General features: G+C 66.2%; 17 protein-coding genes. 4 read left to right on the top strand and 13 right to left on the bottom strand.

The features are described from left to right. Positions 1-163: 163 nt before the first annotated feature. The 3 genes from FJ988_RS28490 to FJ988_RS28480 form a co-directional block, all read right to left on the bottom strand. The gene (locus FJ988_RS28490; RefSeq protein ID WP_140822312.1) at positions 164-2,047 is read right to left on the bottom strand and encodes an ABC transporter ATP-binding protein/permease; all 1,884 of its coding nucleotides are present in this window, start codon (positions 2,045-2,047) and stop codon (positions 164-166) included. Next, a complete protein-coding gene (locus tag FJ988_RS28485) occupies positions 2,047-2,367 on the bottom strand; it encodes a helix-turn-helix transcriptional regulator (RefSeq protein ID WP_140822310.1) in 321 nt (106 codons plus the stop codon). Before FJ988_RS28485 ends, FJ988_RS28490 begins: the two co-directional genes overlap by 1 nt. Positions 2,368-2,506: 139 nt before the next feature. Next, on the bottom strand, positions 2,507-4,198 hold the full coding sequence (locus FJ988_RS28480) for a LysM peptidoglycan-binding domain-containing protein (RefSeq protein ID WP_140822308.1): 1,692 nt from the start codon (positions 4,196-4,198) through the stop codon (positions 2,507-2,509). 119 nt (positions 4,199-4,317) lie between these two features. Between FJ988_RS28480 and FJ988_RS28475 the strand changes: the two genes are divergently transcribed. Beyond that, complete coding sequence (locus FJ988_RS28475; RefSeq protein ID WP_140822306.1) at positions 4,318-4,929, top strand: TIGR00730 family Rossman fold protein; 612 nt, start codon at positions 4,318-4,320, stop codon at positions 4,927-4,929. 77 nt (positions 4,930-5,006) lie between these two features. Here FJ988_RS28475 and FJ988_RS28470 read toward each other — a convergent pair whose 3' ends face one another. Next, positions 5,007-5,903, bottom strand: coding sequence for a LysR substrate-binding domain-containing protein (locus FJ988_RS28470; protein WP_140822304.1), 897 nt, complete (start codon positions 5,901-5,903; stop codon positions 5,007-5,009). 112 nt (positions 5,904-6,015) lie between these two features. Here FJ988_RS28470 and FJ988_RS28465 point away from each other — a divergent pair, with 112 nt between their 5' ends. Next, entirely contained in the window at positions 6,016-6,306 is a 291-nt protein-coding gene (locus tag FJ988_RS28465; RefSeq protein ID WP_140822302.1) for a muconolactone Delta-isomerase family protein, read from the top strand. 40 nt (positions 6,307-6,346) lie between these two features. Here the strand turns inward: FJ988_RS28465 and FJ988_RS28460 are convergent, their stop codons facing one another. Continuing rightward, entirely contained in the window at positions 6,347-6,940 is a 594-nt protein-coding gene (locus tag FJ988_RS28460) for a hypothetical protein (protein WP_140822300.1), read from the bottom strand. Here FJ988_RS28460 and FJ988_RS28455 point away from each other — a divergent pair. Further along, positions 6,891-7,661 (top strand): pyrroline-5-carboxylate reductase, encoded by a 771-nt coding sequence (locus FJ988_RS28455; RefSeq protein WP_140822298.1) that lies wholly within the window; start codon positions 6,891-6,893, stop codon positions 7,659-7,661. The genes FJ988_RS28460 and FJ988_RS28455 overlap by 50 nt on opposite strands. On the opposite strand, the gene FJ988_RS28450 is transcribed toward FJ988_RS28455, so the two are convergent. From FJ988_RS28450 to FJ988_RS28435, 4 genes are all read right to left on the bottom strand, one after another. Beyond that, positions 7,662-10,880 (bottom strand): efflux RND transporter permease subunit, encoded by a 3,219-nt coding sequence (locus FJ988_RS28450; protein WP_140822296.1) that lies wholly within the window; start codon positions 10,878-10,880, stop codon positions 7,662-7,664. It abuts the gene before it with no gap. Next, on the bottom strand, positions 10,877-13,978 hold the full coding sequence (locus tag FJ988_RS28445; protein ID WP_140822326.1) for a multidrug efflux RND transporter permease subunit: 3,102 nt from the start codon (positions 13,976-13,978) through the stop codon (positions 10,877-10,879). Before FJ988_RS28445 ends, FJ988_RS28450 begins: the two co-directional genes overlap by 4 nt. 29 nt (positions 13,979-14,007) lie before the next feature. Then, positions 14,008-15,528: an efflux RND transporter periplasmic adaptor subunit gene (locus FJ988_RS28440; RefSeq protein ID WP_246688685.1), complete on the bottom strand. Its 1,521-nt coding sequence runs from the start codon at positions 15,526-15,528 to the stop codon at positions 14,008-14,010. Between the two features lie 573 nt (positions 15,529-16,101). Then, positions 16,102-16,980 (bottom strand): LysR family transcriptional regulator, encoded by an 879-nt coding sequence (locus FJ988_RS28435; protein WP_281407761.1) that lies wholly within the window; start codon positions 16,978-16,980, stop codon positions 16,102-16,104. A gap of 116 nt (positions 16,981-17,096) precedes the next feature. Here FJ988_RS28435 and FJ988_RS28430 point away from each other — a divergent pair, with 116 nt between their 5' ends. Then, the gene (locus tag FJ988_RS28430; protein WP_140822290.1) at positions 17,097-18,032 is read left to right on the top strand and encodes an AEC family transporter; all 936 of its coding nucleotides are present in this window, start codon (positions 17,097-17,099) and stop codon (positions 18,030-18,032) included. A gap of 38 nt (positions 18,033-18,070) precedes the next feature. Here FJ988_RS28430 and FJ988_RS28425 read toward each other — a convergent pair whose 3' ends face one another. Genes FJ988_RS28425 through FJ988_RS28410 form a run of 4 tightly spaced genes read right to left on the bottom strand, consistent with a single transcriptional unit; the run spans position 18,071 to position 23,427 of the window. Next, positions 18,071-18,817 carry a glutamine amidotransferase gene (locus tag FJ988_RS28425; protein ID WP_140822288.1) on the bottom strand — a complete coding sequence of 249 codons (747 nt, stop codon included), beginning with the start codon at positions 18,815-18,817 and terminating at the stop codon, positions 18,071-18,073. Between the two features lie 12 nt (positions 18,818-18,829). Continuing rightward, complete coding sequence (locus FJ988_RS28420; RefSeq protein WP_140822286.1) at positions 18,830-19,831, bottom strand: rhamnose ABC transporter substrate-binding protein; 1,002 nt, start codon at positions 19,829-19,831, stop codon at positions 18,830-18,832. A gap of 45 nt (positions 19,832-19,876) precedes the next feature. After that, entirely contained in the window at positions 19,877-20,866 is a 990-nt protein-coding gene (locus tag FJ988_RS28415) for an ABC transporter permease (protein ID WP_140822284.1), read from the bottom strand. Then, the gene (locus tag FJ988_RS28410; protein ID WP_140822282.1) at positions 20,863-23,427 is read right to left on the bottom strand and encodes an ATP-binding cassette domain-containing protein; all 2,565 of its coding nucleotides are present in this window, start codon (positions 23,425-23,427) and stop codon (positions 20,863-20,865) included. Before FJ988_RS28410 ends, FJ988_RS28415 begins: the two co-directional genes overlap by 4 nt. Positions 23,428-23,577: the final 150 nt, after the last annotated feature.

Raw genomic sequence — 23,577 nt, 5'->3', positions numbered from 1 at the left:
TCAGGCAAGCACCTGGTCCGTGGCACCCTCAACAATGCACGATTCCAAACACACAAGGGGTGTTCCAGCGGAGTGAGGCGTTGGTGTTCCCTGGAACACCCCTCATCCGTCTCGGCGCTGCGCGCCGATCCACCTTCTCCCACAAGGGGAGAAGGGAGAGGCCTCAGCTCACCTCCGCCGTTCTTCTGCGCACAATCACGCCAAGCTCGTCGCTCTCGCGGGCGATGCGCAGGCGCTCTTCGGCTTCGGTCGCTTCGCGCTGGCGGTCCCACATCGAGGCGTAGAGGCCGTGCTTGGCGAGCAGCGCCGCATGGGTACCGCGTTCGGCGATCTGGCCGTCCTTCAAGACGATGATCTCGTCGGCCGAGACCACCGTCGACAGGCGGTGGGCAATGACGATGGTGGTGCGGCCTTTACTGACCTGGTCGAGGGCCGCCTGGATCTCCTGCTCGGTGTGGCTGTCGAGCGCCGAGGTCGCCTCGTCCAGCATCAGGATCGGCGGTGCCTTGAGGATGGTGCGGGCGATCGCCACGCGCTGCTTTTCGCCGCCGGAGAGCTTCAGGCCGCGCTCGCCGACCATCGAGCGGTAGCCTTCGGGCAGCTTGTCGATGAACGGACCGATCTGGGCGAGCTCGGCGGCCTTGCGCACGTCCTCCTCGCAGGCGCCGACGCGGCCGTAGCGTATGTTGTAGGCAATGGTGTCGTTGAACAGCACCGTGTCCTGCGGCACCATGCCGAGCACCGCGCGCAGGCTCTCCTGCGTGACATCGCGGATGTCCTGGCCGTCGATCAGCACCTGGCCGGACTGCACGTCGTAGAAGCGGAACAAAAGGCGCGAGATGGTCGACTTGCCGGCGCCGGACGGACCGACGATCGCCACCGTCTTGCCGGCCGGCACCTCGAAGGACACGCCCTTCAGGATCTTGCGGTTCGCATCATAGGAGAAATGCACGTCGCGGAACTCGACCTTGCCGGGGCCGACTTGCAGCGGCTTGGCGTCCAGCTTGTCGACGATCTCCTGCGGCACGTCGAGCAGGTCGAACATGTGCTCGATGTCGGTCAATCCTTGCCGGATTTCGCGGTAGATGAAGCCGATGAAGTTGAGCGGCACCGAAAGCTGGATCAGCATGGCGTTGATGAAGACGAAGTCGCCCACCGTCTGCGTGCCCGCCTGCACCTCCAGCGCCGACATGCACATGACGACGACGGTGCCGAGCCCGAAGATGAGGCCCTGGCCGAAATTCAGCCAGCCGAGCGACGTCCAGGTCTTGGTCGCGGCGACCTCGTAGCGCGCCATCGAGCGGTCGAAGCGCTCGGCCTCCATGGCCTCGTTGGTGAAGTATTTGACCGTCTCGAAGTTGAGCAGCGAGTCGATCGCCTTGGTGTTGGCGTCGGTGTCGCTGTCGTTCATGTCGCGGCGGATCGAGATGCGCCAGTCGCTGGCCCTGACGGTGAACCAGACGTAGAACCACACGGTGAGCGCGACCACGGCGACATATTTCCAGCCATAGGTGAAGGCGAAGATGCCGGCGGTCAGCGCGAATTCGAGGATGGTCGGCGCCGTGTTCAGCATGATGAAGCGCACGATCGTCTCGATGCCCTTGGTGCCGCGCTCGATGATGCGCGACAGGCCGCCGGTGCGGCGCTCGAGATGGAAGCGCAGCGACAGCTGGTGCATGTGGACGAAGGTGCGGAAGGCGAGCTGGCGCACGGCATATTGGCCGACGCGGGCAAACAGCGCATCGCGCAACTGGTTGAAGCCGAGTTGGACCAGACGCAGCACGTTGTAGGCGATGACCAGCGCCACCGGCGCCAGCAGGAAGGAAGGCAGCGGCGGCGGCGTTTTGGCGGCGTGCGCCAGCGCGTCGGTCGCCCATTTGAAGAAATAGGGACCGGCGACCAGCGTCAGCTTGGCGACGACCAAAAGCAGCGTCGCCCAGGTGACGCGTGCCCGGAGATCGGCGCGCTCGGCCGGCCACATATAGGGCCACAGGTTGCGCAGTGTGGTGAGGGTGCCGGCTTCGGCGGATACGGTCTTTTCGGCCACTAGTCTTGCCTTTTGGGTGAGAAGCTGGGGCAGCAGGAGTTGACGAGGTCGGTGAGCGAGGCGGAGACGCCGGCAAGCGCGGAATGGTCGACCGCATAGCGCGAGCGCTGCCGATCGGCCTCGAAGCGGACCAGCCCGGCATCGACCAGCACTTTTAGATGCTGCGACACGGTCGACTGGGCAAGGTCGAGATGGTCGACCACCTCACGGCAGGAGCAGCAGGCGCTGGCCGAGAGGCGTTTCAGGATCTCGATGCGCGCCGGATGCGACAGCGCTGCCAGGCGCAGCGCCATGGCGCGGCTTTCGGGGGATTCGGTCATCGTCCATCGGCGATAGACGATGAAACGGGATGGGGCAAGCTAGGCGGATGGGTAGATTGAGATGTCGGCGGGACGGCGCCCCCCTCTGCCCTGCCGGGCATCTTCCCCACGAGCGAGGAGATTGGCTAATCGCCAGTCCCTACTCCGTCTTGGTCGGCGCCGTGGTCATCTGCTCGCCCATCGCCTTCATGTCGGCGTCCTCGCCCTCCTTGGACTTGGACGGCACCTTGAAGACCTGGCCCGGCCAGATGCGGTCCGGGTCGCGGATCTGGTCCTGGTTGGCGAGGTAGATGGTCGAATAGCGCACGCCATGGCCATAGACGCGGCGCGAGATGCGCCAGAGCGTGTCGTTGCGGCGGATGATGACGGCGCCGTCGGCGTGCTCGAGCTTCGGCGCGACCGTCTCGGGCACGTCGGCCGCGGGCGCCGCTTCCGCAACCTTGGCCGGAGCCTCGGCGGCAGGAGCGGGCTTGGCGGCTTCGGCGGTCGCGGCAGCCTGCGCAGTGGTGTCGGAGGGCTTGGCCTCAGCGGCAGCCGGAGCAGCGGTCGCGGCAGCAGGCGCTTCGGCCGGCTTGGCATCCGCTGCCGGCGCGTCCGCAGGCTTGGCCTGCGTTGGCTGCGTGGCGTCGGCGGTCTTGGTTTCAGCAGGCTTGCTTTCAGTCGGCGCGACGGCGGCGACCGATTCGCCGGGCTCGCGCTCGAACGGCACGGCGGCGCGTGCGACAACCTTGACGCCGTCACTGTCGAGACCATCGACATGGATGGTGTAGTTGCCGACCGGGATGTCGCGGTTCGCCTCGATCAGGAAATGGCCGTCGGGCGAGGTCTTGGCATCGCCGAGCAGGATGGCGTCGGCATAGGCGCGCACCTTGCGGCCGGGATCGGCGGTGCCGGCGACGAAGATCTTGCTGCCGTCGATCTCGACCGCCTCGACGGCAATCTTGGGCTCGGCCGCTGCGGCGGGCGCAGTCGCGGCCGGAGCGGTTGCAGCCGGCGCTGCCGTGGCTGCGGGCGCCGCTGCAGTGCCCGATGCGACCGGGGTCGTCGTCGCCGGAGCTGTCGTTGCCGGAGCCTGGCCAGCCGGCGCGGCCGCCTGGTCGGTGGCAGCCGGCGCGGCGGGCTTGGTCTCGGCCTGCGGGACGGTGATCAGTTGCGAAGCCTTGCCCGGCTCCTCGACCATGGCCAGCACCTGACCGGTCGGGCTCTGCGGCACCGAGACGACGGCGGTCTGGGCCGAGGCGATGGCGGTGCCCCCGACCGTCTGACGCAAGGTGATTGTGTAGTCGCCGGGCTTCAGCGGATCGTCGAGCACGATGGCGAAGGCGCCGTCGGGGCCGGAATCGGTCGAGCCGAGCACGGTGCCGCCGTTCAGGATCTCGACCTTGGCGTTGGGCGCGGCCGTGCCTGCAACCACGATCGAACCGTTGCTTTCGACACGCACCACGTCGAAGGTCGGCAGCGTTGGGCCGACTGCAGCGGCAGGCGGCGGCGCGGCTGAAGCCGTCTCGCCATTGGCCGGCGCCACCGCGGGTTTCGCCGGCGCCATGGTGTTTGCGGGGGCCATTGCGTTGTTTGCGGGCGCCATGGTGTTGTTGGCCGGCGCCATCGTGTTCGCGGGCGCCATCGTGTTGGCCGGCGCCTGAGGCAGGCGCGCCTCGGTCGAGGTGCTGGCGGACTGGGCCGGTTTCGTGTCGCCTTGCGGAAGTGCCGCGATCTGCGCCGGCCTCTGGTTGATATACGGATCGAGCGCGCCGGACCCGTAGGCGACCGCCGCGACGACGACAACGCCGCCTGCCGCGAACAAAAACGCCTTAGAAGGATTGATAGCCATAATTCTGTGTTGCCCCCTTAGCCACCTAACGCCGGTCTAGCGTGTTTTGCTGAGTCCGACAAGAAAAAGCCCTTGCCCGTACTTGACCGCGCCAACCAGCGCTATAACCAATCATCGCCATGAACACGATTCGATCCGTCTGCGTCTATTGCGGTTCGTCTCCCGGCCGCGATGAGGCTTATATCAAGGCCGGCCACACCCTCGGCCGCTCTCTCGCCAAATCCGGACTGCGCCTTGTCTATGGCGGCGGCACAAAGGGCATCATGGGCGCCGTCGCCGAGGGCGCGCTCAAGGCCGGCGGCAAGGTCACCGGCATCATCCCGCGCTTCCTGATTAACAAGGAAGCGACCGAGAATGCGCTCGACAAGCTCGACGAGTTGCTGATCACCGACAACATGCATGAGCGCAAGCACATCATGTTCGAAAAATCCGACGCCTTTGTGGCGCTGCCGGGCGGCATCGGCACAGTCGAGGAGATCGTCGAGATCATGACCTGGGCACAGCTCGGCCACCACCGCAAACCGATGGTCTTCGCCAACGTCAAGGGTTTCTGGGATCCGATGCTGGCGCTGATCGAGCACATGTCGGCCGAGGGCTTCATCCACACCGCGCAGCGGGTGAAACCGCTGGTGGTCAACGACCCCGAAGCCATCGTCGCCACCATCATGGTGGCGGGATCGTCCGTCGATGCGCCGACGGAGGGGGTCAGGGCGGTGATCGATAAGATGTGAATTAGGGGAGTAAGGGAATAGGGGAGTAAGGGAGTATGTTTGGGAAGCCGTAAAACAGCACTTGGAAATGCTTTCCCCTACTCCCCTACTCCCCTACTTACCGCCCTCCGCAAATCCCCAATCACCGCCCGCCGATCCTGCCTTCGCCACGCCAGATGGATCGACACGCTGCGCTTGAACCAGGGCAGGTCGCGGAAGACCACGCCGGGGGGCGCCGCGCTGCGCAGGCTCTCCTGCACCGTTGCCAGGCCGAGGCCGGCGCTGACCAGGCCGAGCGAGGTCAAGGGGTCGTTGGTCTCGTAGGCGATGTCGGGCACGAAGCCGGACTCGACGCAGGCCGCCAGGAACTGCGCGCGGTTGGTGTCGCCGGGCTGGCGCACGACGGTGATCCAGACGCGACCGTCGAGGTCGCCGGGCGCGATTTCGGCGACATCGACCAGCGGATCGGCCTCGGGCATCGCCAGCACCAGCGGCTCGCGCCGCACCAGCATGCTTTCAAGGTCGGGGTCGCCTTCCGGCACCGAAGCATAGATGAAGCCGAGATCGAGGGCTCGCTGCCGCAAATCTTCGAACTGTGCCGCCGTTCGGCGGCTGCGCAGTTGCAGATGGAAATCCGGCCGCGCACGGCGAAAATCGCGCAGCATCTGCGCGACCAACCCCGAATGCACCGCGCCTTCGACATAGCCGATGGCGAGGCTGCCGGCAGCGCCGCTGGCGAGGTTGCGGCCGAGTTCCTCCAGCCGCGCGGCGTTGGCCAGTAAGTCACGAGCTTCGGCAAGGAAGGCCCTGCCCTCGGCGTTGAGATGGACGCGCTGCTTCGCCCGCTCGAACAGCGTGACGCCGAGCTGCTCCTCCAACTGCATGATCTGCCGGCTCAAGGGCGACTGCGAGATATGCAACTGCTCGGCCGCGCGGCCGACATTGCCTGCCTCGGCGACGGCGACGAAATAACGGATTTGGCGCAGGTCCAGCATCTTTTTCCCAATCAGTCTCGATAGGTCTCAACTATAGCCTAATCAGTCTTGGACAGTCTGGCCAGACGGCGCGATATCTCGGGCATCAACCCGGCCAAAACAGGAGACCGCCATGCAGTTCTTTGCTCTTCTCACCCGCAACACCCAGAAGTTCAGCGACGCCGATTTCGCGCCGCTGCTGCCCAACGAAGCCGAGCAGCGCAAGACGCTCTATGCGCAAGGCGCGGTGCGCCAGATCTGGAACCGCGGCGACATTCCCGGCAGCGGCATGATGCTCGAGGCGGCCGATGAGAAGGAAGTGCGCGGCCATCTCGCCACCCTGCCGTTGATCGAGGCCGGCATGATGGACATAGCCGCGGTCGTGCCGCTCAGCCCCTATCCGGGCTTCGGGCCGAAGCACTGAAGCCTGAAGCGAGGCCGTCGTGGCAGGCGTCGCGACGGCCTTATGGCCAGGCATCCTGCATCGCGTTGACGGATAGCCAGGCGATCGAGGGCAATGCAATCAGCAGCGCCAGCCGCAGTCCCGCGGAGCGCGCCTGGTCGGGTTCCTGGCGTTGAAGCCGACGCCAGATCTGGAACGCCGCAAAGACGACGAGCAACGCATAAAGCCCGCCCAGCATCCACAAGGCCGCCTCGCCGGATACCGGAACGCCGGCATTTTCAAGCAGCTTGCCGATCAGCATGACCGGCCCGGCGACGAAGAAGGCGATGGTGATGCCGAACAGGAAGCCGATCAGCGCGCCTGGAAAAGGCGTCGCCGACAGTGCGACAAGCACTGCCAGCAGGACGAGCAAAGCGATGAAGGCGCGCTGGCTCACGGCCACATTCCCCCAGTCGGACGCGGCGTAATGTATCGGCCCGTCCTTAACTGCACGTAACGACGTGGCGGCCTTCGAGGCGCGATCCGGGTCGAGACCTACCCTCCCCTTGCCGGCAACGGAACCGTCGCTATTGTCGGCGGCAATTCGAAACAGGGGCGAAACTTCCATGAGACTTGGCTTTGTCGGCACGGGCGCGTTGAGCTCGGCGATCGTCACCGGGCTGAAATCGCTGCCGGGCGAGACGACGCCGGTGGCGGTCTCACCGCGCAACGAAGAGATCGCCGCCGACCTCGCCCAGCGCTTTCCCGATGTGCGCGTCGCCGCCGACAACCAGGCCGTGCTCGACCAATGCGACACCGTCATGCTGGCGGTGCGGCCGCAGATCGCGCGCGAGGTGCTGGGGGAATTGCGGTTCCGGCCGGGCCATCACGTCGTCAGCCTGATCGCCACCATCTCGCGCGAGGAGATCGCCTCCCTGGTCGCGCCGGCGGCGCGTGTCGGCAAGGCGCTGCCTATGCCGATGATCGCGCGCCTGCAGGGCGCGACGCTTGTCTGCCCGCCGGACCCGATCGTGGCGGCTTTCTTCAGCCGGCTGGGCGGCGTGATCGAGGTCGAGGATCAGAGCGAGTTCGACGCACTCACCGTCGTCACCGCGACCTACGCCAGCTATTTCAAATATCTCGATACGATCCATGCCTGGGTGCGCAGCCAAGGCGTGGCTGGCGACAAGGCCCGCGACTACATCACCAGCATCTACAAGGCGCTGGCCAATGCGCCGGACACTATGCCGAACGCCGACTTCATGCATCTTGCGCAGGATTATGCGACGCGCGGCGGCATCAACGAGCAGGTGCTGCGCGAACTGACCGAGCGCGGCGCGTTCGAAGCCTTCGCCGAGAGCCTCGGCCGGGTGCACCGGCGCATCGCTGGCGGGTAGCTATTCTGCCGGCGCGAGCCGCAGCGAGGGTTTGCGGACGCTCAGCCGGTCGAGATAGAGGTAGACGACCGGCGTGGTGTAGAGCGTCAGCAGTTGCGACACGATCAGGCCGCCGACGATTGCCGCGCCGAGCGGCTGGCGCAGTTCAGCGCCGGTGCCGGTCTCGATCGCCAGCGGCAACGCGCCGAGCAATGCGGCAAAGGTCGTCATCATGATCGGCCGGAAGCGCTGGACGCTCGCCTTGTGGATGGCCGCGCGGGCCGAGAGCCCCTCCTGGCGTTCGGCCTGCAGCGCCATGTCGATCATCATGATGGCGTTCTTCTTGACGATGCCGATCAACAGGATGATGCCGATCAGCGAGATTACGTCAAACTCCATGCCGGTGACGATGAGCGCGAGCAGCGCACCGATGCCGGCGGAAGGCAATGTCGACAGGATGGTGATCGGATGCACATAGCTTTCGTAGAGCACGCCGAGCACGACATAGATCGTGGCTAAAGCCGCGGCGATCAAAAGCAATTCGTTGAGCAGGTTGGCACGGAAGGCGAGCGCGGTGCCGGCCAGCGCGCCGTGGATCGTCACCGGCATCTTCAACTCGGCCATGGCGCGGTCGATCGCGGCCGAAGCGTCGCCGAGCGTCGCGCCGTCGGCGAGGTTGAAGGAGATCGTCGTGGCGACGAAATGGCCCTGGTGGTTGACCGACAAAGGCATGGTCGCCGGGCCGTAGGTGCTGAAGGCGGAGAGCGGCACCATCGTCTCGGATGACGTGCTGACGGCGGCGCCGCTGGAGGCGCTGCCATGGCCGGTGACGGCAATGGCATTGTTCGCCTGGTTCTGCAGCGAACTGTTCAGGCTGCCGGCCAGCGCGTTGGTCTGCTGCGTGCCGCTCGCCGTGGCGCCCGCGGTGCTGACATAGATGCCGTTGAGCGCGCTCGGGTCCTGCAGATAGCGCGGCGCCACCTCCATCACGACATGGTACTGGTTGCGGGCGTTGAAGATCGTCGACACCTGGCGCTGACCGAAGGCGTCGTAGAGCGTGGCGTCGATGCTGGCGGGCGTCAGGCCGAGCCTTGCGGCGCTTTCGCGGTCGACGGTGATGTTGGTCTCGAGCCCGGCCTCGTCGCGGTCCGAATTGACGTCGGTGAGCTCCGGCGCCTGCTTCAAGAGATCAACCAGCTTTGGCACCCACGCGTCGAGGTCGGCGACGGCGTCGGCCTGCAGCGTATACTGATAGGTGGCGAGGCTCTGGCGTCCGCCAACCCTGATTTCCTGACGCGGGTTGAGGAAGAGCTGGGCGCCCGGCAATTGCCCAAGCTGCGCGCGCAGCCTGGTCAGCACGACCTGCAGCGGCGCGCGCTCGCCCTTCGGCTTCAGCGCGACCTGGACGAAGCCGGAATTGGTCTGCCGGCCGCCAATATAGCCGACGACATTCTGCACCGCCGGATCGGCCTTCAGGATCGCTTCCAGCTGCTCGAATTTCTGCCGCATCAGCTGGAAGGAGATCGCCTGGTCGGCGCGCAAGCCGCCGATCAGCTCGCCGGTGTCCTGCTGCGGGAAGAAGCCTTTCGGCACGATGGTATAGAGATAGACATTGAAGACGACAGTGGCGAGAAGCACGACAAGCATGATGCCGCCATTGTCCAGCGACCAGGCGAGCGAACGGCCATATGCCGCGCGAACACGTTCGAAGACGCTTTCGCCGAAGCGGGCCAGGACGGAGCGGCTTGGCGAAGCGGCGGCGCCCTTGCGCAGGAAATGCGCGCACATCATCGGCGTCACCGTCAGCGACAGCACCAGCGAGATCGCGATCGACAGCGAGAGCGTCAGGGCGAACTCCTGGAACAGGCGGCCGAGTATGCCGCCCATCAACAGGATCGGCAGGAAGACGGCGACCAGCGAGGCGCTCATCGACAACACCGTGAAGCCGACCTCCTGCGCGCCGACCAGTGCCGCCTTGCCGCGCGGCATGCCATCCTCGATGTGGCGCATGATGTTTTCCAGCACCACGATGGCGTCGTCGACGACGAAGCCGGTGGCGATGGTGAGCGCCATCAGCGACAGATTGTCGAGCGTGAAGCCGAGCAGGTACATCGCGCCGAAGGTGCCGAGTATCGACACCACCAGCGCGACGCTGGGGATCAGTGCGGCGCGCCAGTCACGCAGGAAGCAGAACACCACCGCCACGACCAAAAGCACCGCCAGCACCAGCGTCAGCTCGGTGTCGTGCAGCGAGCCGCGAATGGTGGTGGAGCCGTCGGTCGCGATGCTCAACTGCGCATCGGCCGGGACCGAAGCCTGCAGCGTGGGGATCAGCGCGCGGATGCGGTCGACCGTGTCGATGATGTTGGCGTTGGGCTCGCGGTAGAGCACGAGCAGCACCGCCGGCACGCCATTGGCGAGGCCGAGATTGCGCACGTCCTCGATTGAGTCCTCGACATCGGCGATGTCGCGCAGCTTGACCGCCGCATTGTTGCGCCAGGCGATGACCAGGTCGCGGAAATCGGCGGCATGGCTTGCCTGGTCGTTGGTGTAGAGCTGGTAGCGCAGTGCGCCGTCTTCCTGAAAACCTTTCGGGCTGCGCGCATTGGCCGAGGCAAGGGCGGCGCGCACATCCTCCAGGCCGATGCCGTAGTGGAACAGCGCGCCGGGGTTGAGTTCGACGCGCACGGCGGGCAGCGAGGAGCCGCCGAGATCGACATTGCCGACACCCTCGACCTGTGACAGCCGCTGCTGCAGCACGGTGGCGGCGGCGTCATAAAGCTGGCCGGGGGTGAGCGTGCGCGAGGTCAGCGCCAGGATCATCACCGGCGCGTCGGCGGGATTGTATTTGCGGTAGGTCGGGTTGCTGCGCAGGTCCGACGGCAGGTCGGCGCGCGCGGCGTTGATCGCCGCCTGCACGTCGCGCGCGGCGCCGTTGATATCGCGGTCAAGGTCGAATTGCAGTACGACATTTGTCGAGCCGGTGCTGGAGCGCGAGGTCATCTCGGAGACGCCGGCGATCTGGCCGAGATGGCGTTCGAGGGGTGCGGCGACATCGGTCGCCATCGTGTCCGGGCTGGCGCCCGCCATCGAGGCCTGCACCGAGATAGTGGGAAAGTCGACCTTGGGCAGCGGCGCGACGGGCAGGTTGAAATAGCCTATCAAACCGGCCGCGGCGAGGCCGATCGCCAGAAGCGTGGTGGCGACCGGACGCGCGATGAACGGCGCCGAGAGGTTCACGGGAGAAGCCTGCTCGGGCGCGGCTCGATTTCGCCCATATCGCGCCGCGTCAGACGGTCGAAGGCAAGGTAGATCACCGGCGTGGTGAACAGCGTCAGCACCTGGCTGACGATCAGCCCGCCGACGATGGTGATGCCGAGCGGCTGGTGCAGTTCCGAGCCGGCGAGGCCGCCGACCAGCAACGGCACCGCGCCGAAGAGCGCGGCAAACGTCGTCATCAGGATCGGGCGGAGCCTCAGCAGGCTCGCTTCGTAGATCGCCTCGCGCGGCGACAGGCCTTGCAGGCGCTCGGCCTGCAGCGCGAAGTCGATCATCATGATGGCGTTCTTCTTGACGATGCCGACGAGCAGCACGATGCCGATGATGCCGATGATATCGAGGTCGTGGCCGGCCAGCATCAGCGCGACCAGCGCGCCGACCGTTGCCGAAGGCAGCGTCGAGAGAATGGTCAGCGGATGGATGAAGCTCTCATAGAGAACACCGAGCACGACGTAGACAGTGGCGACCGCCGCCAGCACTAGGAGCAGCTCGTTGGAGAGCGAGCTCTGCAGGGCAAGGGCGGCGCCCTCGAAGCCGGTCGTCAGGCTGTCCGGCGGCTGCATGTCCTGCTCGGCCTTGGCGATGGCCGCGGTGGCGTCGCCGAGCGAAGCGCCGGGCGCGAGATTGAAGGAGATGGTCGCGGCCGGAAACTGTGCCAGATGGTTCACCAGCAGCGGGGCCTGCCGCACCGTGATCGTGGCGATGGAGGACAGCGGCACCTGGCCGGCGCTCGACGACGGCAGGTAGATCGAACCGAGCGAGGCCGGCGTCTGACCGACCGACGGATCGGCCTCGAGGATGACGCGGTACTCGTTCGACTGGGTGAAGATGGTCGAGATGATGCGCTGGCCGAACGCGTCGTAGAGCGCGTTGTCGACGGTCGCCGGCGTGATGCCGAAGCGCGCGGCGGTGGCGCGGTCGATGGTGACGTCGACGGCAAGCCCGCTCTGCTCGGCGTCGCTCGCCACATCGGCAAGCTCGGGCAGCGCCGCGAGCCGGTCGGTCAGCTTCGTCGTCCAGGCCGCCAACTCGACCGGATCGGAATCCTGCAGCACATACTGGTATTGCCCGGCGCTGATCGTGGAATCGACGGTGAGGTCCTGCACCGGCTGCATGTGCAGCGCAATCCCGGTGACTTGCGCCGTCTCCTGCGCCAGCCTGCGGATGATGGTGCTGGCGTCGTCGCTGCGCTCGTCGCGCGGCTTCAGATTGATCAGCATGTGGCCGCTGTTGGCGGTCATGTTCTGGCCGTCGACGCCGATGAAGGACGACAGGCTGGCGACATCGGGATCCTTCAGGATCGCGTCGGCCAGCGCCTGCTGGTGCGCCGCCATGTCGGCATAGGAGGAAGACCCCGCAGCCTCGGTGATGGCCGAGATCGCGCCGGTGTCCTGCACCGGGAAGAAGCCTTTCGGCACGACAATGTAGAGATAGACGGTGAGCCCCAGCGTCGCGACCGCGACCAGCAAGGTCAGCGCCTGGCGGTCGAGCACCCAGCGCAGCGCCGCGCCATAGCCATTGGCGACCGCCTCGAACGCGCCCTCGCTCCAGCGCGACAGCGCGCCCGGCTGGCGCTCGGCCGGTGGCTTCAGCAGCCGGGCGCATAGCATCGGCACCAGGGTCAGCGAAACGATTGCCGAAATCACGATGGCGATGGCGAGCGTAATGGCGAATTCGTGGAACAGGCGGCCGACCACATCGCCCATGAAGAGGAGCGGGATCAGCACCGCGATCAGCGAGACGGTGAGCGAGATGATGGTGAAGCCGATCTGGGCCGAGCCTTCGAGCGCGGCGGTCACCGGATCGTCGCCATGCTCGATGAAGCGCGAGATGTTCTCGATCATGACGATGGCGTCGTCGATGACGAAGCCCGACGCGATGGTGAGCGCCATCAAGGACAGATTGTCGAGGCTGAAGCCCCACAGATACATGACCGCGAAAGTGCCGACCAAGGACAACGGCACCGACAGGCTGGGGATGATCGTCGCCGGGATGTTGCGCAGGAACAGGAAGGTGACGAGCACGACCAGAAGTGCCGCAATCGCCAGCTCGAACTCGACGTCGTCGACCGAGGCGCGGATGGTGGTGGTGCGGTCGGTCAGCGGCTCGACGCTGAGCGCCGCCGGCAGGCCGGCGCGCAGTTGCGGCAGAAGCGCCTTCACCGAATCGACGACACGGATGACATTGGCGCCCGGCTGGCGCTGGATGTTGAGGATGATCGCCGGCGTGCGGTTTTCCCAGGCGCCCAGCTTCGAATTCTCCGGCCCCTGGATGATGTCGGCCACCTCGCCCAGCCTGACCGGCGCGCCGTTGCGATAGGCGACGACCATGTCTGCATAGGTCTTGGCGTCGCTGACCTGGTCGTTGGCGTTGATGGTGTAGGAGCGCGCCGGGCCGTCGAAACTGCCCTTCGGCGTGTTGACGTTGAGCGTGCCGATGGTGGTGCGCAGATCGTCGATGTTGAGGCCCATGGCGGCGAGCGCCTTGAGCTTGACCTGCACGCGCACGGCCGGCCGCTCGCCGCCGCTGATCGAGACCAGGCCGACGCCGGGAAGCTGCGAGATCTTCTGCGCCAGCCGCGTCTCGGCATAGTTCTCGACTTGCGTGAGCGGCAGCGTCTTGGAGGTGATCGCCAGCGTCAGGATCGGCGCGTCGGCTGGATTGACCTTGGCGTAGATCGGCGGCGCCGGCAGGTCGGCGGGCATCAGATTGCCGGCGGCATTGATCGCCGCCTGCACCTCCTGCTCGGCGATGTCGAGACTGACGTCGAGGCTGAAGCGCAGCGTGATCACCGAAGCGCCGGCGGAGGAGCCCGACGACATCTGCTCAAGCCCAGGCATCTCGCCGAACTGGCGCTCGAGCGGCGCCGTCACCGAGGTGGTCATCACGTCCGGGCTGGCGCCGGGATAGAAGGTCTGCACCTGGATCGTCGGGTAATCGACCTCAGGCAGCGCCGACAGCGGCAGGAAGAGATAGGCGATCATGCCGACGATCAGGATCGTCGCCATGATCAGCGTGGTGGCCACCGGCCGCAGGATGAACGGCCGCGACGGGTTCAGCCAGCTGGAAACCAGGCCGCTCGGCGTGCTCATTGGCTGTCGCCGGAATCGCTGCCGTTGCCGCCGCCGGCATTGCCGCTGCCGTCACGGCGGTGGTGGCGATGGTGCTTTTTGCCCGAGGCGTCGCCCGACGCGTCCGCGCCCTGCCCTGCCGAGCCATCGTTCTGGCCGCTCGATGCTGCGGGCGCGTTGCCGCGATTGGCGGGCGCATTGGCCGTATTGGCGGCCGCAGCGCCGGCAGGCGTGCTGCCCGAGCCCGCTTGCGGCTGCGCTGGGGTGGCAGTGCCCGCGGCCGGTGCTGCATTGTCGGGCACCGTGACCTTGGCGCCGTCCTTCAGCCGGTCGACGCCGTCGATCACCACCCTGGCCCCTTGCGGCAGGCCGGAAATGAGCTGCGTCACGGTGGCATTGCCCGGTCCGAGCGAAACGGTCTTCACCGAGACGGTGTTGTCGTCGTTGAGCTGATAGACGAAGGTGCCCGGCGCGCCATGCTGGATGGCGGCGTTGGGCAGCACGGCGACGCCGGTCAGCGTACGCACCAGCAGGTGCACATTGACGAACTGGTTGGGATAGAGCGCGCCGTCGGCATTGGGGAAGACGGCGCGCAGCTTCACCGTGCCGGTGGTCGGGTCGATCTGGTTGTCGATCGTCTGCAGCGTGCCTTCGGCCACCTGCTTGGTGTCGTCGCGGTCGAACAAGGTGGCCTTGAGCGTGGCGTTGCCGTGCGTCTGTTCCAGCACCTCGGCCAGGCTGTCCTCGGGCAGCGAGAACAGCACCGAGATCGGCTGCATCTGCGCGATCACCGCGATGCCGGTGGCATCGCCCGGCGTGACGTAGTTGCCCTGGTCGACGAGACGCAGGCCGATGCGGCCGTCGGCCGGCGCGGTGATGTGGCTGTTGGCGATGTTGACCTGGACGGACTCGATCTGCGCCTGGTCGGACATCACCGTGCCTTCCTCGGACTGGACGGTGGCGCGCTGCAGGTCGACCGCCTGCTGGGTGATGGCGTTTGAGGTGAGCTTGAGGTCGCGGTCGAGGTCGAGCTTGGCGTCGGCGAGCAGCGCCTGGTCGTGCTCAAGCTGACCCTGCCACTGATGCAGCGAGGCGTTCAGCGTGCGGTCGTCGATCTGGGCGAGGAAATCGCCCTTCTTGACGTTCTGGCCCTCGGTGAACCCGATTTGGGTGATCTGGCCGCTGACCTGCGCGCGCACAGTAACAGTCGACAGCGAGGTGACGGTGCCCAGCGCTTCAAGCACGATCGGGATATCGGCTTGCGTCACCGGCGCCACCGCGACCGGCTGCGCCTGACCGCCGCCGCCGAAACGGCCGCCACCGCGATGGCCGCCTTGCTGCTGCAGTTGAACGGGGTGCAGCCAGTAGGCCGCGCCGGCCGCCGCCACGACGAGGAGCAGCACGACGATCCAGCCGCGCCGGGAGCGGCGCGCGACCGGTGACCGGACCTCGATCACAGGCTCGCTCGGGGGCACTGGCTCGCCGCGGGCCTCGGACTCGCGGCGGCGCTTGCGCCGGCTGGCGACTTCGTCGTCCACTTCTCTCACCTGCTCTTCGAACCGCATCCACGAAGGCTCGCAGCACGAAACCGCCGAACCGTCGCCGATCGCGCCGAACGACCTGCCAAGGCAGGCACAGAGGCCGCGATCTTGACGAAAGCATAGGAGCGCGGATTTTGACGCGCAATTCCGGGGCACATTAAATTCCCGTAAGAAATTGAATAAGTTAGGCAAGAATTCGCATATCTGATCGCAACCCGAAACGCCCCCGATCCGCAGTGAAATCCGCCCACGGATTCGACGATGCATTGCTACCTTTAGGCGAATGCCGACAAGGCTTTACGCTGCTCGGCGGGCCCTCGCGGAGCTAACCGCAGGCGCGTTGCCCCAAGAGGCCGTCACGGCCGATGCGAGGCGTCGCCGACGGCCGCCGGCAGGTTAACTCCGCTCGCGAAGATGTGAACGCTTGCGAAAGTGGGAACAAAGCCCGCCTGTTGGCGTTGCCTCACATAACCAGATTTTGGAGATCGTCATGCTGCGAGGCGGATTGCTTTGGCTTATCGGGATTCCTTTGCCCGTCATTCTCATTCTGTGGCTGCTGGGCTATTTGCACTAGCTGTCGGACGCGGAGGATTCGGGCACCCCGGCCGACGCCAGAAACGGGCGTAGAGTCGGGTTCATATTGCCGTCGCGCCAGGCAACCACATGCGCGACGGTCGGTGCTTGCTCCAAGGGGCGGAACGCCAGGCCGGAGAGCCCGAGTTTCCCCATCGAGGCGGGCACCAGCGCAACGCCCAAATTCTCCGCGACAAGGCTCACGATCGTCTGCTGCAACTGCGCTTCGAGCCTGAAGACAGGCACGATGCCGGCAGAACGGAGATAGCGCAGGATCGCGTCGCGCAATGTCGGTGCCACGTCCGGCGGCGTCGCGATCAGCGGCTCGCCGGCGAGTTGCTCGGCGCGGACGATCGGCAGTGCCGCCAGGCGATGGCTTGAGTGCGCGACGAGACAAAGCTGCTCTTCATGGATCCGGTCCGTGGAGAGGCCCCTGATGGCGCCGGGATCGAAGGTGACAGCGGCGTCGAAGCGGCCCGTCAGGATGGCATCCGGCAAAAGGTCGGGGACCATTTCGCGCAGTTCGACATGGACATCCGGGTGGTCGTTCATAAATTGCCGCGTCAGACGCGGCAGCACCGTATGGGCGGCATGCATCATGAAGCCGACGGTAAGCGTGCCCAGTTCTCCCCTTTCGGCCAATTGCGCGTTGCGGCAGGCCTGCTCGAAGGTCGCCATCGCCAAACGGGAATCTTCCAGGAAGCGGCGGCCGGCATGGGTCAGTCCGGCATGGCGGGAGTTGCGCTCCAGCAGCCGCACGCCGAGCTCGCGTTCCAGCGCCGCGATCTGCCGGGTCAGCGGCGGCTGGCTAATGTGCAGGCGCTCGGCGGCGCGGCCGAAATGCAGCGTTTCGGCGAGCGCCACGAAATAACGCATCTGGCGAAGATCGATCGTCATGATACCGAAAAGGTATTGATAGCCTCGCAAATCGGCATTGGAATATATCAATCGCGAGAGCTAAGCCAGATCGAAACCTTGCTGTCTGGCTCATCATGCTCTCGACGCTGACCGTCGTCCTGCCGATTTTCGCGCTGATCTTCGCCGGCTGGCTTGCCCGGCGCATCGGCGTGCTCGGGGCGCACGCAACGACGGAGCTCAATCGCTTCGTGGTCTATCTCGCCTTGCCGGCGCTGCTGTTCGGCATCGTCGCCAAGGCCCGTCTCTCCGACATCTGGCAGCCGGCTTTCATCGCCGTGTTCGGCCTGGGCATCGCCGTCGTCTTCGCTCTCACACTGGCGATCCGCCTCAGCGGATCCCGCCATTTGGCAGACGCCGCGATCGACGGCCTGAACGCCAGCTATGCCAATGCCGGTTTCATCGGCTTTCCGCTGGCTCTCGTTGCCCTGGGCGGCGACGCCATGGCGCCGACCCTGGTCGCAACGCTGCTCACCGTCTGCGTGCAGTTTGCCATCGCGATCGTCCTGATCGAAATAGGGTTGCAGGCCGAGGCGCGGCGACGCTCGCTCGTCATCAAGGTCGGCGCGTCCCTGCTGCGCAACCCGCTGGTCGTCGCGCCGGCGCTTGGGGCGGTCTTCCCGCTCTGCGGCCTGACCGTGCCGGCTGCCGCCGACACGTTCCTGAAGCTGCTGGGCGGAGCGGCATCGCCCTGCGCGCTGGTGGCGCTCGGTCTTTTCCTCGCCAGCGAAGGACAAAACAGCGCGAAGGATACCGGGGCAGCCGCACTTCTGGTCAGCCTGAAGCTCATCCTCCAGCCGGCGGTCACCTGGGTGCTGGCGACAAGCGTCTTCGGCCTCACTCCCCTGCTCACCCACACGGCCGTGCTGCTTGCCGCACTGCCGACCGGCACCGGCCCTTTCATGCTAGCCGAGTTCTATCGCCGCGAGGCCGCCATCACGTCCAATGTCGTGCTTGCCTCGACCGTGGTGTCGATCGCGACCATCAGCGCGTATCTGACTGTCGCGCTGTAGCGGCGAAGGTCAGCGTCAGCACGTTAAAAGCTGGGAATTTATCCGCCCGATATCCAGCGGATGATGTTGGCCATCAGCCGGCCGTAGAGTGGCCATGCCAGGAAATCCTGCGACAGCCAGTGCGGACCGATGTCGGTCGTCCAGGCGGCGGTGCGGCCCCTGCCGTGCTCGCGCACCGAAAGCAGCGGCCAGTCGGCGCCGCGATAGTGGCAGGAGGCGAGCAGGCGCGAAGAGCCGTCGCGGCGGAAGTCGGTCTTGTTCATGCCGAGGACCGGCGGCAGCGGGCCTTCGATGCCGGCAAAGACCGGATGCGAGAATTGCAGGATGGAGGCCTGCAGGCCCTGCGGTACCTCCAGCCCGTCGCTGAAGGGCATGCAGCGCACCGGCAGCACATCCTCGACCGGCGTGTCGTGGAAGCGCGCCGTGCCGAACATGCCCTGGAAACCCATATAGCCGCCGGCCAGCATCAGCCCGCCGCCTGCCTCGACATAGGCTCTCAGCACATCGAGGCGGTTGACGCCGACGCGACCCGAGCGGGCTTCGGGCGTGACCAGCAAGCTCAGCGCGCCCACATCGGAGATCACGACCGCCTTGTAAGGCGCCAGCGCGTCGAGATCGTGGGGGAATTCGGCCGGGCAGCGCTCGCCGCCGATCTGGGTGACCGAGATGCCCTCGGCGGCCAGAGCGGCGTTGAAGGCGGCAGCGCCGTTGATGTATGCGGCGCTGGTCAGCACGTCGGCGCCGGAGGCCACCGCAGTCGTCGCCGAAAAAGTTTCGCCCGCCAGGCCTTGGGAGGCTCAGAATTTGAATTCGGCCAGGTTCTCCGGCGTCACGATCTTGGCCGGGCCGAGCACCAGCTCGCCGCCGGCGCCGATCGTGTATTCGCCGAGGCGGCCGGCCTTGAATTTTTCGCCTTCCTTGCCGGTGATCTTGCACTGCGCCAGTGCCTGCGCCGCCTGATAGGTCAGGTAGCCGAGGTCGGAGACGTTCCACCAGATATCCTGGGCGGAGCCGTCCTTGATGTATTTCGAGATCAGCGTCGCCGGCGCCAGGCCCGTCAGCTTGACCTTGCCCATCAGGCCGGCTTCCTCCAGCGCACGCGCCGCGGCCGGCAGGCCGATGCCGGCCGGAACGATGATCGCCTTGAGATCGGGGAAGGCCTGGACCAGCGCCAGCGCCTGCTGCTGGTTGACCTGCTCGCTCTCCTCGCCATAGGCGACCTGGACCAGCTTCATCTTCGAAAATTTCGGCTCGGCCGCCATCTTCTTCTTCATGAAGTCGATCCAGGCGTTCTGGTTGGTGGCCGTCGGCGTCGACGACAGGATGGCAAAGTCGCCCTCACCGCCCATCAGATTGTAGGCGCTTTCCAGCATCATCTCGGCCAGGCTGTCGCCCTTGGCCTGGTTGGCGAAGACCGCGCGGGCGTCGCCCGCGACGTCGGAATCGTAGGACACCACCTTCACGCCCTGCTGCGCCGCGCGCTTCAGCGCCGGCGCGACGGCATTGGCGTCATTGGCCGAGATGGCGATGACGCCGACCTTCTGGGTGACCAGGCTGTTGATGAAATCGATCTGCGCTTCCGCGGTTGCCTGCGACGGCGCGACCTGGATCGCCTTGCCGCCGATCTCCTTGGCGGCCTCCTCGGCGCCCTGCTGGGCGACCTTGAAATAGGGATCGGTGTCGAGCTTGGGCAGGAAGCCGACCGTCACCGGCTCCTTGGCGCATTCGTCGGCGACGGCCAGCGAAGCAGGGGCAAGCAGAATGGTCGATGCGAGCAGGGCTAGTCCAAACGCTTTCATTGTACACTCCTCCGTTAATTCGGGCTTGCAGGAAGGGGCCCGAGATCACCCCTGGGTTTCGCGCAAGGCGCGCGATCTTGAGAGGCGCTCCTCCAGGGAGCGCCAGTAATTGCCGATGAGCAGCGAGCCGATCAGAAGCAGGCCGATGATCATGCCTTGGGCGTCGCCGCCGATCTGGTTGAGCGCCAAGACGTTGCGGATGATGGCGATCAGCACCAGCGCCAGCATGACGCCGGTGAGCTTGCCCTTGCCGCCGAAGACGCTCACGCCGCCGAGCAGCACGATGGTGATGACGTCGAGCTCCATGCCGAGCGCGTTGTTGGCGCGCGCATTGGCAAGGCGCGCCGTGTAGACGATGCCGGCGATGGCCGCGACGACGCCGGAGACGACGAACAGCGAAAGCACCATGCGGCGCGTGTCGATGCCGGAGTAGCGCGCGACTTCGGGACTGCCGCCCAGCGCATAGAGGCGCTTGCCGGTCGCGGTCTTCTGCAGCACGACGGCGAAGACCGGCGCCAGTATGAGGAACGGCACGATGGTCCAGGGGACCTGCGTTCCCGGCAGATTGTCGATGCCGAAATCGACGATTTCCGGCGGAAGGATGTTCACCGAACCGGTGCCGAGCAGGATGTAGCCAATGCCGCGATAGAGCGCCATCGTGCCCAGCGTCACCACCAGCGACTGCAGGCCGAGGCGAGATACGAGGAAGCCGTTGAAGGCGCCGAGCAGCGCGCCGAAGAGCAACGTCAGCGGGATCGCGGCCAAAGTCGGCATGCCGGCCTGGACGGCCAGGCCGAAGATCACCGAGGTCAGCGCCAGCACCGAGGCGATCGACAGGTCGATCTCGCGGCAGATGATGAGCAGCGTCATCGGCAAGATCAGCAGCGCCTTTTCCGACGCGCTGGCGGCGAGCTGCGAGAGGTTGAAGCCGGAGACGAAGTTCGGCACGAAGATCGCGGCGTAGAGGAAGACGGCGAGACAGGCGGCGGCGAGCAGCAGATCCCAGAAGTCGATCGAGCGGAGGAGTTTCGTCATCTCATCCTCGCTTGTCTCGCCTGCTCGGCGCGCCGCACGATGAAGGTGTCGATGCCGATGGCGACGAGGATCACCAGGCCGTAGACGCCCTGCAGCCAGAGCGGATCGACACGCACCAGGGTCAGCCCGTTCTTGATGACCAAAAGCGTCAGCGATCCGAGCACGATGCCGAGCAGCGTGCCGGAGCCGCCGCGGATGGCGACGCCGCCGACCACGGCGGACGCAATCACCGTCAGCTCGAAGCCGAGGGCGACGCGGGCATCGATGGTGGCGTAGCGCGAGGCCCAGAGCGCGCCGCAGAGGCCGCCGAGCAGGCCGGCCAAACCGAAGGCCATCAAGATACGCCGGTCGACGGGGATGCCGATGAGGCGCGCGCCGTCCGGATTGGAGCCAGTGGCGAAGAGCTCGCGGCCGATCGCGGTGCGGTAGAGCAGCACATAGCCGGCGCAAAGGATTAGAACGGCGATGGCGACGATCAACGGCACGCCGGCGAGCTTCAGGCCGGTCATGTCCAGCCAGCGCTGCGTCACCTCGTCGGCGCTGACCTGGTCGCCGGCGGCCCAGATCGAGTTGAAGCCGCGGAAGATCGACATCGAGGCCAGGGTGACGACGATCGCCGGGATTTTTCCCCGGGTGACGACGAGGCCGTTGATCAGCCCGCAGACAGTGCCGACGGCGCAAGCGGTTGCGAGGCCGATGGCGATGTCGAGACCCGGATAGGCCTGCACCATGCTTGCCGCCATATAGGCCGACAGGCCGATCACCGAAGCAATCGAGAGATCAATGTTGCGGGTGATCAGCACCAGCATCTGGGCAAGGGCCGCGACCACCAGCAGCGCAGCGTCCATCGAGACGGCCGTCACATTCGCGGTGCTGACCATGCGCGGGTTGATGATGGTGACGGGAATGGCGACCGCCAGCATCGCGGCAAGCAGGCCAAACTCGCGGCGCTTCAGGAGATGCGCTGGCCCCTTGCTTGCTTCCTCGAGCGCGGCCTGCGCTGCCTCCGTCGCCGCACCGGCTTGCTCGACCGTGCGGGTCGCGGCCTCGAGCACCTTCTCCTGCGTCGCCTCGCCACTCGAAAACTCGGCCGTGCGATGGCCCTCGCGCAGCACGACGACGCGGTCACACATACCGATCAGCTCCGGCATTTCGGAGGAGATCAGAAGGATCGCCATGCCTTGCGCGGCGAGGTCGGCGATCATGGCATGGACCTCGGCTTTGGTGCCGACATCGATGCCTTGCGTCGGCTCGTCGAGGATGAGCACACGCGGCTCGGTGCGCAGCCATTTGGCCAGCACCACCTTCTGCTGGTTGCCGCCGGAGAGTTCCTTGACCGGCTGGCCGTAGCCGGCGAAGCGCAGCTTCATGCGCTTCAGCCAGTCGGCAACGAGGCCGATGGCGCGGTCGGCGCCGTAGAGGCCGAAGCGCGAGGCCTTGCCCAGCACCGGGAGCACGGCGTTGTCGAGAACGCCGAAATCCATGACCAGGCTCTGGCCCATGCGGTCTTCCGAGACATAGGCGATGCGGGCATCCATGGCGTCGCGCGCGGAAGCGAAGCGCACCGGCTTGCCGTCGATCAGAACCTCGCCGGCGTCGGGCTGGTCGATGCCAAAGAGGACACGCGCGATCTCGGTGCGGCCGCTGCCGACCAGGCCGCCTAAGCCCACCACCTCGCCGGCATTGAGCTTGAGGTCGATATCGGCGAAGGCGCCGGCGCGCGACAGGCCCCTCGCCTCCAGCACCAGCGCGCCGGGCTTTTCGCGGCGGTCGGGATAAAGGTCGCTGACCTCGCGGCCGACCATCATGGAGATCGCCGCCGCGCGGCCGAGCTCGGCCTTTGGCTTGACCCCGACCAGGCGACCGTCACGCAGCACCGCAATGCGGTCGGCGATGCGGAAGATCTCGTCCATGCGGTGGCCGACGAACATCATCGCGACGCCGTGTTGCCTGAGATCGGCGACGACGGTGAAGAGCCGCTCCACCTCGCGCTGCGAGAGTGCTGCGGTCGGCTCGTCCATGATCAGCACGCGCGCGTCGAGCGACAGCGCACGCGCGATCTCGACCAGCTGCTGTTCGGAGGTGCGCAAGGCGCCAAGCCTGGTGTCGGCCGGCACGGCAAGGCCGACGGTCACCAGCACTTTTCGCGCGCCGGCGAGCATGGCGGCGTTGTCGATGCCGCCGAAGCGGCCGCGCGGCATGTGGCCGAGATAGATGTTTTCCGCCACCGAGAGATCGGGAAACAGACCGGGATGCTGGTGCATGACCGCGATGCCGGCGGCCTGGGCATCATGCGGGGAGCGGAAGGCGGCGGATTTGCCGTCGACCTCGACATGGCCGTCGGTCGGCGAATAGACGCCGGCGAGCAGCTTCACGCAGGTGCTCTTGCCGGCGCCGTTCTCGCCGAGCAGCGCCAGCACCTCGCCCGAACGCAATTCGAAGGAAACGTCCTTCAGCGCAACGGTGCCGCCGAAGGCCTTGGTGGCGCCAACCAGCGCTACCGGAGCAGCCTTCCCCTGCGCCGTCGAGACGGCTTCACCAAGCGCGCCTTGCTGCAGCACGTTTCCTCCCTGGTTGTAGTTATTTTTTCAGTTTGCTATATTAAATGCCTCCAAGCCGCAACTGGAAAATTGACTTCCTGGCGCGCAACGCGCAGTGTCCGGCCACGCTTCGTCGCGATCCGGCGGCCCCACAACTCCGATCGCAGATAG

The sequence above is a fragment of the Mesorhizobium sp. CU3 genome, assembly GCF_006442965.1.
Taxonomy (GTDB): Bacteria; Pseudomonadota; Alphaproteobacteria; order Rhizobiales; family Rhizobiaceae; genus Mesorhizobium.
The sequence above is the reverse complement of the archived record's forward strand: the minus strand, read 5'-3'. Positions and strand labels throughout refer to the sequence as shown.